This is a genomic window from Tenacibaculum sp. TC6, assembly GCF_050606265.1.
Classification (GTDB): Bacteria; Bacteroidota; Bacteroidia; order Flavobacteriales; family Flavobacteriaceae; genus Polaribacter.
This window is the reverse complement of record NZ_JBOCUK010000024.1, coordinates 1-13,594: the sequence shown is the minus strand read 5'-3', so window position 1 is coordinate 13,594 and position 13,594 is coordinate 1. Positions and strand designations below refer to the sequence as shown.

Genomic DNA, 13,594 nt, shown 5'->3' with positions numbered 1-13,594 from the left:
TCAAGAAATATGAATACAGATATTGAAAATCTATTTAAAGACAAGGTATTAGGGCATCCGGCAGGACTGTTTGTACTGTTCTTTACAGAAATGTGGGAGCGTTTTTCTTATTACGGAATGCGTGCGTTGTTGGTACTTTTTTTAATTAGTTCAGTAACTGATGGTGGTTTTGGTTGGGAAAAAGCCGAGGCACTATCTTTATACGGAACATATACAATGGGGGTTTATTTAACACCAGTTTTTGGAGGATTAATTGCAGATAAACTTTTAGGATATAGATGGGCTGTTGTTTTGGGGGCTTTGATTATGACGATGGGACATGCAGCTATGGCATTTGAAACTCCAATGATGCTTTACATGGGTTTAGGTTGTTTAATGGTAGGTAATGGATTGTTTAAACCTAATATGACTTCTATAATATCAAATATGTATAAAAATCATTCAGAAAAAAAAGATGGAGCATATTCAATATTTTATATGGGAGTGAATGCAGGTGCTTTTTTAGGAATTATGCTATGTGGATATATCGGAGAGAATTACTCTTGGTCTTTAGGTTTTGGATTAGCTGGGGTATTTATGTTTTTTGGTATGCTACAATTTTATTTTACTCAGAATATTTTTGGTGATATTGGAATACCTCCTCAAAAAGAAAAGGCAATTGATTTAGAAAAAATTGGAGGAGATGGAGATCAAGATTTTGTGGAGAATAGTAATGCTACAAATGATGAAGGAACATCTAAAAAAGTAATTATAGATAGATTAATAGCTGTAGTAATATTCTCTTTATTTACAGTGTTTTTCTGGGCTTCTTTTGAGCAAGCAGGAGGGTCTATGACAATTTTTGCAGAAGAATATACTCAAAGAAATTTAACGGGAGGCTTTGGTACCTTGTTTAAATATATTGATGCGTTGTTGACAATAATTCCTTTAGGAATAATTACATATGTGTTATATTCACTATTTAAAAAAACTTTTTCAAAATATGCTCTTGGAAATATAATGTTGTCAATTAGTTTTATAATTATTTGGGGAATTGTTGGTTGGAAAGTTCTTAGAGATTTTTCTAAAGAAACTGTTGAGGTTCCTGCAACATGGTTTGGTATTTTAAATTCACTGTTTATTATTACTCTTGCACCGGCTTTTTCTAAATGGTGGGAAAGTAAATATAATATGTCAGGACCATTAAAATTTGGTTTAGGACTTCTTTTATTAGGAGTTGGATTTGGTTTCTTGGCATTAGGATCTCAGGATATTATTTCCGGAGAACCAATAATTAAAGTTAGTATGTTTTGGCTAATAGCAGCTTATTTGTTTCACACAATGGGAGAGCTGTGTATTTCTCCTGTGAGTCTTTCATATATTAGTAAGTTAGTTCCTGCTAAGTGGATTGGATTTATGTTTGGAGTGTATTACTTGTTTATTGCAATGGGTAATAAATTAGCCGGAACTATTGGTAGTTATATTGAAGAAATAGAGAAAGCTTATTCAATTTCTACTTTCTTTTTAATTTTTACTATTGTTCCTGTAATTGCAGGTTTAATTATTACGGTAATTAACCCTCTGATGAAAAGATTAATGCACGGAGTTAAATAACACTTTTATAAAAAGTCAATAAAAAATAGAACCTGTTAATTTTTAAATAATTGACAGGTTTTTTTGTAAATTTGGAATAGTTATTGAGACCAAGAGAGTATGAAAAATTTAATTATAGCAATTTTAATGGTAGTTTCTTTGGGAGTAAATGCCCAAGGTAAAGTTAAATGGTTAACTTTTGAAGAAGCTATAGAAAAGAGTATTAAAAATCCTAAACCTATTATAATAGATATCTATACAGATTGGTGTGGTTGGTGTAAAAAAATGGATAATACTACTTATAAAAATGAGGTAATAGTTAAGTATATAAATGAACATTATTATCCGGTAAAATTAAACGGAGAAGAAAAAAGAGATATTGTATTTCAAGGAAGAACGTTTACCTACAAACCTAATGGAAGAAGAGGATATCATGAGTTAGCAGCCGCTATTATGAATGGTAAACTGAGTTATCCTTCAACGGCCTTTTTAAATAAAGAAAAGCAGTTGTTACAAAATGTACCGGGATATATGCATGAAAGTAAATTTGAAAAGGTGATTGCTTTTTTCAATCATGAAAACTATAAAAAATCTAGTTGGCAAGATTTTGAAAAAGACTTTAAAAGTTCTATGTAAGAACCTTACCATAACTTATAAGCACCATTTTGCATAGTATTGTAAAATGGTGTTTTTTGTTTCTTGCAAGTAAGCTCCCACTGTTTCACATAACTTTTGTAATTGCTGCCGTCTGCGATAATTAATGTAGGCGTGCAGTTTTTTAAGAAACGATCTAAATTTATTTTCGGAGAATCTCTCAATAAAATAATACAATTATCCACACAAGTTATAGTTGCCGAGTTGTTATTACTTAAAACCAGTACACGATGATTATTCATATAAAATACATCAGGTATTTTACGGTTATAAGTCATTTGTACATTTTCTCCTATACGGTACATTTCCAATAATTTTTCGTTATAAATTAAAGAACTGTCTAACGTGTGATAAATAGTTGTTTGTTTTCCGTACCGTAAGCCAATAATAGAATGGTTGCTTTTATGAAAAACAAGTAAATTATTTTCTTTTTCAGTAGTGTATTTGCCTGTTAAATAAACTAATTGGATTAAAATAACTACGATCATACTTTGAAATAGGCTTTTTACTGAAAACTTTTGAAAAAGAGCAGAACAAATACTTATAAATAGATACCAAATCAAAACTTGAGAAAATGTCATTGGAATTTCAGTAAATAAAAAACTTTCCTGATTTGAAATCCAAGCAACAAAGTTATTCATGTAACTAATAATACCATTGTAAATTGTAACCAATAGAGGAGGAAGTGAGTTGAGTAAAGAAAGTACAATAACAACAATTCCGATAACTAGGATTCCGAATAGAAAAGGAATAATAATTAAGTTGGATATAAAAAACAGACTTGGAAATTGATGAAAATAATATAAGCTAAGAGGAAGTATAGCTATTTGTGCTGCTATGGAAACCGTAAAAAGTTGCCAAAACTTTATAAGAAATCTCCACTTAGGAGTCCACAAAGAAAATAATAAAGGTTGAATCCAAATAATACCAAAAACCGCAGCGTAACTTAATTGAAAGCCAACATCAAAAAAGAATTGAGGATGCATTAAAAGCTGTAAAAACATAGAACTGATTAATGAATGTTCTATGATATTTTTTCTTTTAAAAGATATTCCGATAGCAATAAAAGTAAACATGGTAATCGCTCTGATAACAGAAGCTGATAAACCGGCAATAAAAGCAAAGCACCATAAAAAACAAACAATACTAACTGTTTTGATGATTTTACCATTTTTTATGTAGTGTAACGGTGTTAAAAGATAGTTTAAAATCAACAAAATAAGTCCTATATGTAAACCAGAGATAGCTAAAATATGTATAGCACCGGCGTTTGTGTAATGAGTTACTATTTCTTTTGAGATATCTTGACGTTGACCCAAAAAAAGAGCATTCATAATTGTTAAAACATCTTTTGAAAAAGGATAGCTGTTTAACGATATTTGTATGTTAGTTCTGATAGCTTCTGAAATTCCCAAAACGGAAGTATCCTCATCTTTCAAAATAAAAAATTGGTTTCTATTTATAGTCGTCTGATGATAAATAAACTGTTTTTCTAAATAACTTTTATAATTAAATTGATGAGGGTTCAGCGGAGGTGGGATTTCTTTAAAATGAGAAATCGTTAAAATTTGGGTGTCAACTTTTAAAATTTCAGAAGTGCTGTCTTTTTTTATATAGAGTAATACCTTGCCTTTAACAGAAGAGTCGTTTATTTTAAGAATTTCTGCAATATATCTGTAATAAAATTGATTAGGTTTTAATGATTGACGAATAGATAAGATGCTGTAAGAATCAGGTGTTACTTGTTTTTCAAAGTAAGTAGTATAACTTTTTGGATTTTGAATGTATACAGAGGAAATTCCTAAAAAAATGAAAATACTTGCACAAGTAGTAAAAAAGCAAAAGTGTTTTTTAAAGCTTTTAAATAAAAATAATAGAGTAATTAATACTCCGATGGTTATGAATAGTATATTAAAACCATAATGCCATATAGTAAAACGGTATTGTAAGTTTATACCAATAGCCAGAGCAATAAGAAAATAAAAAGGAATATAGTCAAACAATTTTTTCATAGCACTGTAAACTTATGAAAAAAAGTTTGATTATGAGTTTGTTAAGATTCTTTAATTATGAATTTATAACCTGTACTGTGAATGGTGTTAATTTTAATAAAAGGATATTCTTTAAAATGCTTTCTTAATTTTGAAATAAAAACATCTAAACTTCTTCCTAAAAAATAACTATCATCTTCCCAAATGGATTTTAAAATAAACTCTCTTCTTAGTAAAGTATTAGGGTTTTTTATAAATAAAGCTAAAATGTCGGCTTCTTTTTGTGTTAACTGAATTTCTTCTTTAGGTGTTACCAGTTGAATATTGGTTAAATCTAGAATAAAAACACTAAAAGGGATTTGTTGTTTAGTTGGCGAAGTAACATTACCTCGTTTTAAAATAGCTTTAATTCTTAAAGTAAGTTCTTCAATACTGAAAGGTTTAGTTACATAATCATCTGCTCCAATGGTAAACCCTTTAATTTTATCTTCTTTCATTGTTTTAGCAGTTAAGAAAATAATAGGAATATCAATATTAAAACGTCTAATTTCAGCAGCAAGACTAAAGCCATCCATTTTAGGCATCATTACATCTAGTAAACAAATATCAAAAACTTCTTTTTTAAAACCGGCTAAAGCGGCATGTCCATCAGTGTAATGCGTCACTTTATACTGATAGTTTTCTAAGCTGTCTTTTAATAAAAAGCCCATACTTTCATCATCTTCAACTAAAAGAATATGTTTTTGTAAAATCATCTAATTATGAGGGTAAATATATTTGAAATGAGCTGCCAATATTTTGTGTACTGTTAAAGGTAATATTTCCTAAATGCTTTTCAATAATAATTTTAACATAACTTAAACCTAAGCCATATCCTTTTGTGTTATGAACGTTACCGGTTTCTGCTCTAAAAAATTTTTCAAAAATGCGTTGTTGAGTTTCTTTACTCATACCAATGCCATTATCTTTTACTTCTATTAAAATACCATTTTTATGATTTTTTGTTGTCAATGTTATTTCAGGATGAACTTTTGAATATTTAATAGCGTTGTCAATTAAATTATAAATTACATTGGTAAGATGTGTTTCATCTGCTTTTAATAAGAATGAAGAAGCGTCTAAGTTATAGTGTAAATAGCCTTTTTTTTGTTGAATGATAGGTTGAAAGCTCTCAATAATATCTTTTATAATTGTATGAATGTTAATTTCTTTAAAGGTGAGGGATTCTCCTCTTTTTTCAATGGTTGATATTTGTAAAACGGTATCTACCAGTGTGTGCAAACGTAAGTTTTCCTTATAAATAATTTCAGCATATTTCTTCATTTTCTCGTAATCCATATCATCTCTTTTTCGAATAGCATCTGAAGCAACTGAAATATTGGTAATAGGAGTTTTTAATTCATGTGTCATATTATTAACAAAATCCTTCTTAAGTAGCGAAAGTTTTTTTTCTTTAATAATTGAAAGTATTATGAATATAAACACGGCAAAAATAATAAGCAACGTTGCAGATGAGTATAACCATATTCCCATAGAATTAACCAGGTAAGTGGTTTTGTTATTTATCCGAACTTTGAAGTCAAAAGGAATAGAATCCATATCTCTGTCCTGACAAATAATTTCATAAGATTCAAAAATATTAGGAACGGTACTCCCTAATATTGTTTGTTGACTTTCCGGTTCAACTAATGAATAATCATATGAAACAGTTATTTCTCTTTGTAAAAACTCTTTTTTAAGTACGCTGTCTAAAGTTGTAATAGAAAAATGAGTGTTTGTTTTTACAAGAAATTCGTTCGAGGCCGTTTTGGTTATTGGTGGAATTGTTGCTTTTGTATTGTTTGTAAGCGTTAACAATGTATGAGCTACACTTCTTAAAGCAATATTAACTTTATTATCAAACTGTTTTTCTTCTAATGAAAAAGATTTTTTAAACCAATACATCTGAGTAACAAATAAAGCTATAATTGTTACTAACATTAAAATAGAAATTAAACGTATTGTTTTTGAAGTCATACAGCAAAATTACATTAAAACTTGTTGTGTAAGTGAGTATTTACATTTCAATAACATTTTTTTACACTTCAATAACAAGTATTTACATCTTGTTTTAAGTAAATTATGAAGATAAATCTACTTTTGAAAGTAGATAAAATGAATAATTAGAATGAAATAAGTCATAACAAGTCTTAATACTTAAAAAGATGATTATTGGCTAATTACACCTGATTATTGAAAAACACATTAACAGATGAAAATAAGAATTATAAGTATAGGAGTTATTTTTGTTACTGCAATTAGCATAATGTATGGTTTTATAAATCATAAAAGTAATACTTGTAAAAAGAAAGATACAGCTATCGTTAACAAGAAACGAGTAGCGGGATATGCTTTTAACGAAGCCATAAAACCGGCAGATGAGCTAAATTATACAATAAAAAGAACAGGAAATAAGTTCATAATGAAAGATAAAGTTATAAAGGCAAAGCAACTACCGGATTTAATAGAATATTACCCTCATAATTGGATTGAAACCTATGATTCAGTTACAGTAGGTGTTATAAAAAACGGAGTAGAAACAAAATTAACATCTAAAAATTACGTGCTAACACCTGAGCAGATTAGTTTAATAAACACGGTAAACTTAAATGATATGATTACTATACATATTAAGTATAAGTCTAAAAACCCTGTAACAGAAAAAAAGGAGGATAATGAGCTAAATTATGAACTGAAAGTATCTCCTGAGCATCAAGCAGAATTTAAAGGAGGATATTATAAAATGATACAACACTTAAAAGGAAACACAGGTATATCTGTACTTAATTGGGCTATAGAAAAAGATAAACAAGCAATACTACATTTTTGGGTAGACAAAGAAGGGAAAGTTGTAAATGTTATCATTAAGAAAACATCCGGAGTTGAAACTGTAGATAAAGAATTAGAACGTTTAATAAAAGATATGCCGGTATGGAATCCTGCAAAAAGCAATAATGAAAATGTAATGCAAGAATTTGAATTTGCAATAGGCAATGGTATGTGCTAATGTCTTTTTTAAAATTAAGTATTAAGTAACACTAATTAAAGTGTCACTTTTTACTTGTTTTATAACAAAAGAACTTTGAATATTAGAAATAATCTCTAGTTGAGATATTTCTTTCAAAACAAAATTCTGATACTCTTTCATGTCTTTCAACACAATTTTTAAAAGAATATCAAAACTACCCGCTATGTATGAAACTTCAACTATTTTAGGAATAGAATTAACGTAATCTTCAAACTTTTTAAAGGCATTGTCTTCATGCTGTATCAAGGTAACTTGGCAATAAACAATTAAATTTTTTCCTAATAATTCCGGATTTACAATAGCCACATATTTTTCAATAACACCACTAGCTTCAATCTTTTTTATACGCTCATGAGTTGGAGTTATAGATAAATTTATCTTTTGAGAAAGCTGTTTGATAGACTGTTTTCCATCTTTTTGTAGCTCTTCTATAATTTTTAAATCAATTGAATCAAGTAGTATCATAGAATTATTTTTTGTATCCAAGCTTTATAATTCACGTCAAATATAATATTTTTCTTTTAAATATGTTTTTTAAAGTAAAATTTACTTATATATTGTTTATGTGGAGTGTATATATTCTTTATATATACTTTTGTGTAAGAAAATATTAATATAAAATTGAGTCATGAAGGATTTACAAAACATATATACCAGAATAAAAAATAGTTCTGATAATTTTTTAGGATACCCACTAGCAAAAGACTTTTCTTTTAGTGAGTTTGCACCGTTTTTAGATATATGCATAAATAATGTTGGTGATCCGGAGGCTGAATCTACCCTAACAATTGATACAAAAGAAATCGAAAGAAAATGTATCTCATTTTTTGCAGATATTTTATCAGCATCAATAAATGATGTTTGGGGATATGTTACTAACGGAGGAACAGAAGGTAATTTATATGGACTTTATTTAGCAAGAGAATGCTACCCTAATGCAATTGTGTATTACAGCGAGTCTACTCATTATAGTGTAAAGAAAAACTTACACTTACTTAATATGCGTAATGTAGTAGTAAGAAGCCAGGAAAATGGAGAGATTGATTATGAAGATTTAGAACAGGTTTTAACTATTCATAGAGATAAACCGGCTGTTTTCTTTTTAAATATTGGAACAACAATGACTGAAGCGGTTGATGATTTAAGTAAAATAAAAAGTATTATAAAAAAATATGCTATTAAAAATTATTATATCCATTGTGATGCAGCATTTTTAGGAGCTATAGCACCTTTTGTTGAACCAAAACCAAAATTTGATTTTTCTGAAGGAGTAGATAGTATAGCTATATCTGGGCATAAATTTATAGGCGGTCCTATTCCTTGTGGAATTGTTATGTGTAAAAGAGCACACAGAAACAGAGTGGCTAATTCTATATCATATGTAGGTACTTTAGATACGACCATTACTGGATCAAGAAATGGTTTAACACCATTGTTCTTATGGTCATTTTTAGAGAAAAACGGAAAAGAAGGCTTAAAACAAAGAGTAGTGGAAGCACAACAATTGGCTAAGTACACTGAAGAAAAACTAAATGATTTAGGGTTGAATGCTTGGAGAAATAATGATGCCTTAACGGTAGTTTTTAATAAACCATCAGAAAAAATATGTAAAAAATATCAATTAGCATCAGAAGAAAACATTGCTCATATTATATGTGTACCTGGATTACAAAAAGAGCAAATAGATCTGCTGTTAAAGGAAATTGAAATAGAGAGTATGGTTAAAGAAGAAAGTTTAGCCTTAGTTTAATTGTTGTTTTAAATTATCAAAGTAAAAAATCGACAGAAATAACTGAGTTATTCGAAAAGTTATAGATTAAAAGAGCCTCTTGTAAAAGGCTCTTTTTTGAATATATTTATATACCTCTTTGTCTGTTTATTTCATCTTGCAGCCTTCTACGAAGTTGTTGCTCTTTTTCTAGAGACTTCTTTTTGTGTTGTTCAAACTCTTGTTCAATTTCTTCGTATAAAGTTCGAGTTTCTTTTGTAACCAAATTACTGTTTTTAAATCTGTATACAAAATAAATCAGTAAACTTAAAAGTGTAAATATAATTACCCAAACAAATATATTGTAGTTAGCTTTGGTTAAACCAATACCTAAAAAAGAAATCTGATTTTCTATTTTAGAAGATTCTTCCAATTGATTATTAAGAGTATTAATTTCTTTTTGTAAAGAGGCTAATTTATTTTCATGCTCATTAATTAAGTGTTGTTTAGTATCAATAGTCTGTTTTAAATTTTTTACAGAATCAAGAATACTTTTTTGTAAAAGGCTATAAGCACTTTTTTCAATCACTTTGTATTTTTGATAGGAGCCTGATTTTTTATAAAGGCTTTCAAACTGACCTTTAACAGAAGTATCATCTGTTTCTTGGGTTGAAGTTTGGCTAACAGCTATATTGGTGAGGAAAAAAAATAATGCGACTTTTAAAAATTTCATAAAAAGTTTTTTAATATAGAATTTAATGTATTAGTTTAAAAAAACCCAAACGTTTAAGTTTGGGTTTTTAGTATAAGCAAGGTTATGAAACTTATTTTACTTTCTCTACAATGGCCTTAAAAGCTTCTGGATTATTTACAGCTAAATCAGCTAATACCTTACGGTTTAACTCAATTTCATTAGCTTTAATTTTACCCATAAACTGAGAATAAGACATTCCGTATAAACGAACCCCAGCGTTAATACGCTGAATCCATAACGAACGGAAGTTTCTCTTATTGTTTTTGCGGTCACGATATGCATAAAGCATTCCTTTTTCTACCGCGTTTTTTGCTACAGTGAAAACGTTCTTTCTACGTCCAAAGTAACCTTTTGCTTGCTTCAAGATTTTCTTTCTTCTATTTCTTGAAGCTACTGAATTTACTGATCTTGGCATAATTCAAATTGTTTTTGTAGTAGGCGATTATTTACTTTATAAATAATTCTTAGTGGGCCTAACTCCATGGTTAATAATTAATTTACTACCTAGCTAACAATTATTTTAATACTAATTGTTGCTTAATGTTAGCTTCATCAGACTTGTGTACTAATGTAGCGTGTGTTAAGGCAAGCTTACGTTTTTTAGACTTCTTTGTTAAGATGTGACTCTTAAACGCATGCTTTCTTTTGATTTTTCCAGAACCAGTTAACTTGAAACGTTTCTTGGCACTAGATTTAGTTTTAATTTTAGGCATTTTGTTTTACGTTTTTATCTTGCTTATATATTTTTCTATTTTGTTTTTTTAGGAGCAATGAACATTATCATACGCTTACCTTCAAGTTTTGGCATTTGTTCAACTTTTCCGTAATCTTCAAGATCTTGAGCCAATTTTAATAATAAAATCTGACCTTGTTCTTTAAATATAATAGAACGACCTTTGAAAAAAACAAAAGCTTTTAATTTAGCTCCATCCTGTAAAAACTTAACAGCATGTTTCTTTTTAAACTCATAGTCGTGATCGTCTGTTTGCGGACCAAAACGAATTTCTTTGACTACAACTTTTGTGGCTTTAGCTTTTAAAGCCTTGTCACGTTTCTTTTGCTCATATAAGAACTTTTTGTAGTCAATAATTTTACAAACAGGAGGAACAGCTTTAGGTGAGATTTCAACTAAATCCAATTCCAGTTCTTGAGCAATTTCTTTAGCTTTAGCTAAAGGATAAACGCCAATTTCAACGTTATCGCCTACAAGACGTACTTCATCAACATGTCTAATTTTTTCATTAATTCTATGTTGATCCTCTTTAATTACTCTGGTGTTACGATCACCTCTTTTTCTAATTGCTATGACTTATAAATTTAAAATTACTATCTAATTACTTTTAAAAAGAAACTAAGGTTTTATTTACTTCCTTTTGAATTAAAGAAGCAAACTCTTCAATACTAAGAGTTCCTATGTCTCCTTCACCATGTTTCCTAACAGAAACAGTACCATCTTCTTGCTCTTTTTCACCAACAATCACCATAAAAGGTATTTTGCTTACTTCCGCATCTCTAATTTTTCTACCCGTTTTTTCATTACGGTCGTCAATGAGGGCGCGAATTTCGGAATTTTCTAACAAATGTAAAACTTTTTCGGCATAATTTTGATATTTCTCACTGATTGGCAGTATAATAACTTGATCAGGAGTTAGCCATAACGGAAAGTTTCCACCCGTGTGCTCTAATAAAACTGCAATAAAACGTTCCATTGAACCAAAAGGAGCTCTATGAATCATAACCGGTCTGTGCAACTGATTGTCAGGTCCTTTATAAGTAAGATCAAAACGTTTAGGTAAGTTGTAATCTACTTGAATAGTACCTAATTGCCAACTTCTACCTAAAGCATCTTTAACCATAAAATCTAATTTAGGTCCGTAAAATGCTGCTTCGCCTTCTTCAATTACAAAATTTAAGCCTTTATCTTTAGCGGCACTAATAATGGCATTTTCTGCTATTTCCCAAGTTTCGGCATCACCTATATATTTATCAAGGTTTTGCATATCTCGTATAGAAACCTGAGCGGTAAAGTTTTCAAAACCTAAAGAACCGAATACATACAGAACTAAATCAATTACATTTTTAAACTCAGAATCTAATTGTTCCGGAGTACAGAAAATGTGTGCATCATCTTGAGTAAATCCTCTTACACGTGTTAATCCATGAAGCTCTCCACTTTGTTCGTAACGATAAACAGTACCAAACTCAGCAAAGCGTTTTGGTAAATCTTTATAGGAATAAGGTTTATGACCATATATTTCACAATGATGTGGACAGTTCATAGGTTTCAATAAAAACTCCTCATCTTGTTTTGGAGTTGTTATAGGTTGAAAACTATCTTCACCATATTTAGCGTAATGACCAGAAGTAACGTAAAGCTCTTTCTGCCCTATATGAGGAGTCATTACCATTTCATATCCTGCTTTCTTTTGGGCTTTCTTTAAAAAATCTTCTAAACGATTTCTTAAAGCTGCCCCTTTAGGAAGCCATAAAGGTAATCCTTGACCAACTTTTTGTGAGAAAGTAAATAATTCTAATTCTTTACCTAGTCTTCTATGATCACGTTTTTTAGCTTCTTCTAATAAATCAAGATACTCCGTTAGCTCTTTTTGTTTAGGAAAAGAAATACCATAAACTCTAGTTAATTGATTGTTCTTTTCATCACCGCGCCAGTAAGCTCCGGCAACATTCATAATTTTAACCGCTTTTATAAGTCCGGTATTAGGAATGTGACCTCCACGACACAAATCAGTAAAATTACTGTGGTCACAAAACGTAATATCTCCGTCTTCTAATCCTTCTATTAATTCAACTTTATATTGGTTGTTTCTTTCCTTATAATAATTCAAAGCATCTACTTTTGATACTTCTCGTATTTTAAACTCAGCTTTTTCACGAGCTAACTCTAAGAATTTTTTCTCGATCTCAGGAAAGTCTTTTTCTGAAATTATATCATCACCTAAATCCAAATCATAATAAAAACCATTTTCAATAGCTGGACCAATGGTTAATTTAGCATTAGGATAAAATTCTAAAATAGCTTGAGCTAAAACGTGTGCAGAAGAATGCCAAAACGCTTTTTTACCTTCTTTATCATTAAAAGTATATAAAACTAAAGAACCATCGGTTGTTAAAGGAGTGGTAGTTTCAATGGTTTGACCATTAAAACTGGCAGAAATAATATTTCTGGCTAATCCTTCGCTAATACTTTTAGCTACATCAATAGGAGTACTATTGCTTTCAAATTCTTTAACGTTTCCGTCTGGTAATGTAATCTTAATCATTATATCTATATAAAATTATACTTTAATTTCCCTACAAGTGGAAATTTTCAAGAGGCAAAGATATTGCAAAAGCATTTTTTGTACAATAGTATTATATGTATTTTAAATTACCTTGAGTTAATAATAGATAATAAGTAGAGTAGTAGAGGTAGATAAAAGGAGCACCTATATTATATATAGAGTAAGTATTTCCTTAGTTTCTGATTAATGTAAAAACTAGTTATATTTTTTTTGATTTGTAAGTTATTGTTATTCATTGGTTTGATTTAATATTTAAAAATACTTTAAAAAAAAGGTTAAAAAAAAGTTGTGGGGTTTAAAAAGGGTTGTATATTTGCACCCGCTAACGGAAATAGCAACGGCGAAAAGAGGTTAGCAACGTTCATTAAAATAGGGTTATAAGATACGGTGAGAGGGGTAAAAAAAACTTTAAAAAAAGTTTGTTTGATAAGAAAAAAAGTGAGTATCTTTGCGGTCCGATTTTACGGGGGTTCATTGAGGTTAGGGTTGTAAAAACAGAGACGAAAAAAACTTAAAAAAAGTTTTGTCAGAATCAAATAAAGTTTT

At 29.5% G+C, this 13,594-nt stretch carries 13 protein-coding genes; 4 read left to right on the top strand and 9 right to left on the bottom strand.

Annotated elements, in window-relative coordinates; translation table 11 throughout:
- The first annotated feature begins 9 nt into the window (after positions 1 to 9).
- Together ACQY1Q_RS12560 and ACQY1Q_RS12555 are read left to right on the top strand one after the other, a co-directional pair.
- A complete protein-coding gene (locus tag ACQY1Q_RS12560; protein WP_431005668.1) occupies positions 10 to 1,593 on the top strand; it encodes a peptide MFS transporter in 1,584 nt (527 codons plus the stop codon).
- Positions 1,594 to 1,692: 99 nt separating this feature from the next.
- Positions 1,693 to 2,208: a thioredoxin family protein gene (locus tag ACQY1Q_RS12555; RefSeq protein ID WP_431005667.1), complete on the top strand. Its 516-nt coding sequence runs from the start codon at positions 1,693 to 1,695 to the stop codon at positions 2,206 to 2,208.
- A gap of 5 nt (positions 2,209 to 2,213) precedes the next feature.
- Here ACQY1Q_RS12555 and ACQY1Q_RS12550 read toward each other — a convergent pair whose 3' ends face one another.
- Genes ACQY1Q_RS12550 through ACQY1Q_RS12540 form a run of 3 tightly spaced genes read right to left on the bottom strand, consistent with a single transcriptional unit; the run spans position 2,214 to position 6,233 of the window.
- Positions 2,214 to 4,238 carry a ComEC/Rec2 family competence protein gene (locus tag ACQY1Q_RS12550; protein WP_431005666.1) on the bottom strand — a complete coding sequence of 675 codons (2,025 nt, stop codon included), beginning with the start codon at positions 4,236 to 4,238 and terminating at the stop codon, positions 2,214 to 2,216.
- Positions 4,239 to 4,279: 41 nt separating this feature from the next.
- A complete protein-coding gene (locus ACQY1Q_RS12545; protein WP_431005665.1) occupies positions 4,280 to 4,972 on the bottom strand; it encodes a response regulator transcription factor in 693 nt (230 codons plus the stop codon).
- Between the two features lie 4 nt (positions 4,973 to 4,976).
- Entirely contained in the window at positions 4,977 to 6,233 is a 1,257-nt protein-coding gene (locus tag ACQY1Q_RS12540) for a sensor histidine kinase (RefSeq protein ID WP_431005664.1), read from the bottom strand.
- A 235-nt stretch (positions 6,234 to 6,468) separates the two neighbouring features.
- On the opposite strand from ACQY1Q_RS12540, the gene ACQY1Q_RS12535 reads away from it, so the two are divergent.
- Positions 6,469 to 7,263 (top strand): energy transducer TonB, encoded by a 795-nt coding sequence (locus ACQY1Q_RS12535; RefSeq protein WP_431005663.1) that lies wholly within the window; start codon positions 6,469 to 6,471, stop codon positions 7,261 to 7,263.
- A gap of 21 nt (positions 7,264 to 7,284) precedes the next feature.
- On the opposite strand, the gene ACQY1Q_RS12530 is transcribed toward ACQY1Q_RS12535, so the two are convergent.
- Complete coding sequence (locus ACQY1Q_RS12530; RefSeq protein WP_431005662.1) at positions 7,285 to 7,749, bottom strand: Lrp/AsnC family transcriptional regulator; 465 nt, start codon at positions 7,747 to 7,749, stop codon at positions 7,285 to 7,287.
- Positions 7,750 to 7,912: 163 nt separating this feature from the next.
- Here ACQY1Q_RS12530 and ACQY1Q_RS12525 point away from each other — a divergent pair, with 163 nt between their 5' ends.
- The gene (locus tag ACQY1Q_RS12525; protein WP_431005661.1) at positions 7,913 to 9,034 is read left to right on the top strand and encodes a histidine decarboxylase; all 1,122 of its coding nucleotides are present in this window, start codon (positions 7,913 to 7,915) and stop codon (positions 9,032 to 9,034) included.
- A 106-nt stretch (positions 9,035 to 9,140) separates the two neighbouring features.
- On the opposite strand, the gene ACQY1Q_RS12520 is transcribed toward ACQY1Q_RS12525, so the two are convergent.
- From ACQY1Q_RS12520 to thrS, 5 genes are all read right to left on the bottom strand, one after another.
- Entirely contained in the window at positions 9,141 to 9,725 is a 585-nt protein-coding gene (locus ACQY1Q_RS12520; protein ID WP_431005660.1) for a hypothetical protein, read from the bottom strand.
- A 91-nt stretch (positions 9,726 to 9,816) separates the two neighbouring features.
- Positions 9,817 to 10,161 carry a 50S ribosomal protein L20 gene (gene rplT, locus ACQY1Q_RS12515; RefSeq protein ID WP_431005659.1) on the bottom strand — a complete coding sequence of 115 codons (345 nt, stop codon included), beginning with the start codon at positions 10,159 to 10,161 and terminating at the stop codon, positions 9,817 to 9,819.
- A gap of 100 nt (positions 10,162 to 10,261) precedes the next feature.
- Entirely contained in the window at positions 10,262 to 10,459 is a 198-nt protein-coding gene (rpmI, locus tag ACQY1Q_RS12510) for a 50S ribosomal protein L35 (protein WP_028891165.1), read from the bottom strand.
- Positions 10,460 to 10,494: 35 nt separating this feature from the next.
- Entirely contained in the window at positions 10,495 to 11,013 is a 519-nt protein-coding gene (gene infC / locus ACQY1Q_RS12505; RefSeq protein ID WP_431005705.1) for a translation initiation factor IF-3, read from the bottom strand.
- Between the two features lie 73 nt (positions 11,014 to 11,086).
- A complete protein-coding gene (gene thrS / locus ACQY1Q_RS12500) occupies positions 11,087 to 13,027 on the bottom strand; it encodes a threonine--tRNA ligase (protein ID WP_431005658.1) in 1,941 nt (646 codons plus the stop codon).
- Between the last annotated feature and the right edge of the window lie 567 nt (positions 13,028 to 13,594).

What these genes read in the sequence shown, in the direction of transcription:
- ACQY1Q_RS12535 (WP_431005663.1), top strand. Translation starts at nt 6,469, where the DNA reads ATGAAAATAAGAATTATAAGTATAGGAGTTATTTTTGTTACTGCAATT.
- rplT (WP_431005659.1), bottom strand. Translation starts at nt 10,161, where the DNA reads ATGCCAAGATCAGTAAATTCAGTAGCTTCAAGAAATAGAAGAAAGAAA.
- ACQY1Q_RS12525 (WP_431005661.1), top strand. Translation starts at nt 7,913, where the DNA reads ATGAAGGATTTACAAAACATATATACCAGAATAAAAAATAGTTCTGAT.
- thrS (WP_431005658.1), bottom strand. Translation starts at nt 13,027, where the DNA reads ATGATTAAGATTACATTACCAGACGGAAACGTTAAAGAATTTGAAAGC.
- ACQY1Q_RS12560 (WP_431005668.1), top strand. Translation starts at nt 10, where the DNA reads ATGAATACAGATATTGAAAATCTATTTAAAGACAAGGTATTAGGGCAT.
- ACQY1Q_RS12545 (WP_431005665.1), bottom strand. Translation starts at nt 4,972, where the DNA reads ATGATTTTACAAAAACATATTCTTTTAGTTGAAGATGATGAAAGTATG.
- ACQY1Q_RS12540 (WP_431005664.1), bottom strand. Translation starts at nt 6,233, where the DNA reads ATGACTTCAAAAACAATACGTTTAATTTCTATTTTAATGTTAGTAACA.
- ACQY1Q_RS12520 (WP_431005660.1), bottom strand. Translation starts at nt 9,725, where the DNA reads ATGAAATTTTTAAAAGTCGCATTATTTTTTTTCCTCACCAATATAGCT.
- ACQY1Q_RS12555 (WP_431005667.1), top strand. Translation starts at nt 1,693, where the DNA reads ATGAAAAATTTAATTATAGCAATTTTAATGGTAGTTTCTTTGGGAGTA.
- ACQY1Q_RS12550 (WP_431005666.1), bottom strand. Translation starts at nt 4,238, where the DNA reads ATGAAAAAATTGTTTGACTATATTCCTTTTTATTTTCTTATTGCTCTG.
- rpmI (WP_028891165.1), bottom strand. Translation starts at nt 10,459, where the DNA reads ATGCCTAAAATTAAAACTAAATCTAGTGCCAAGAAACGTTTCAAGTTA.
- ACQY1Q_RS12530 (WP_431005662.1), bottom strand. Translation starts at nt 7,749, where the DNA reads ATGATACTACTTGATTCAATTGATTTAAAAATTATAGAAGAGCTACAA.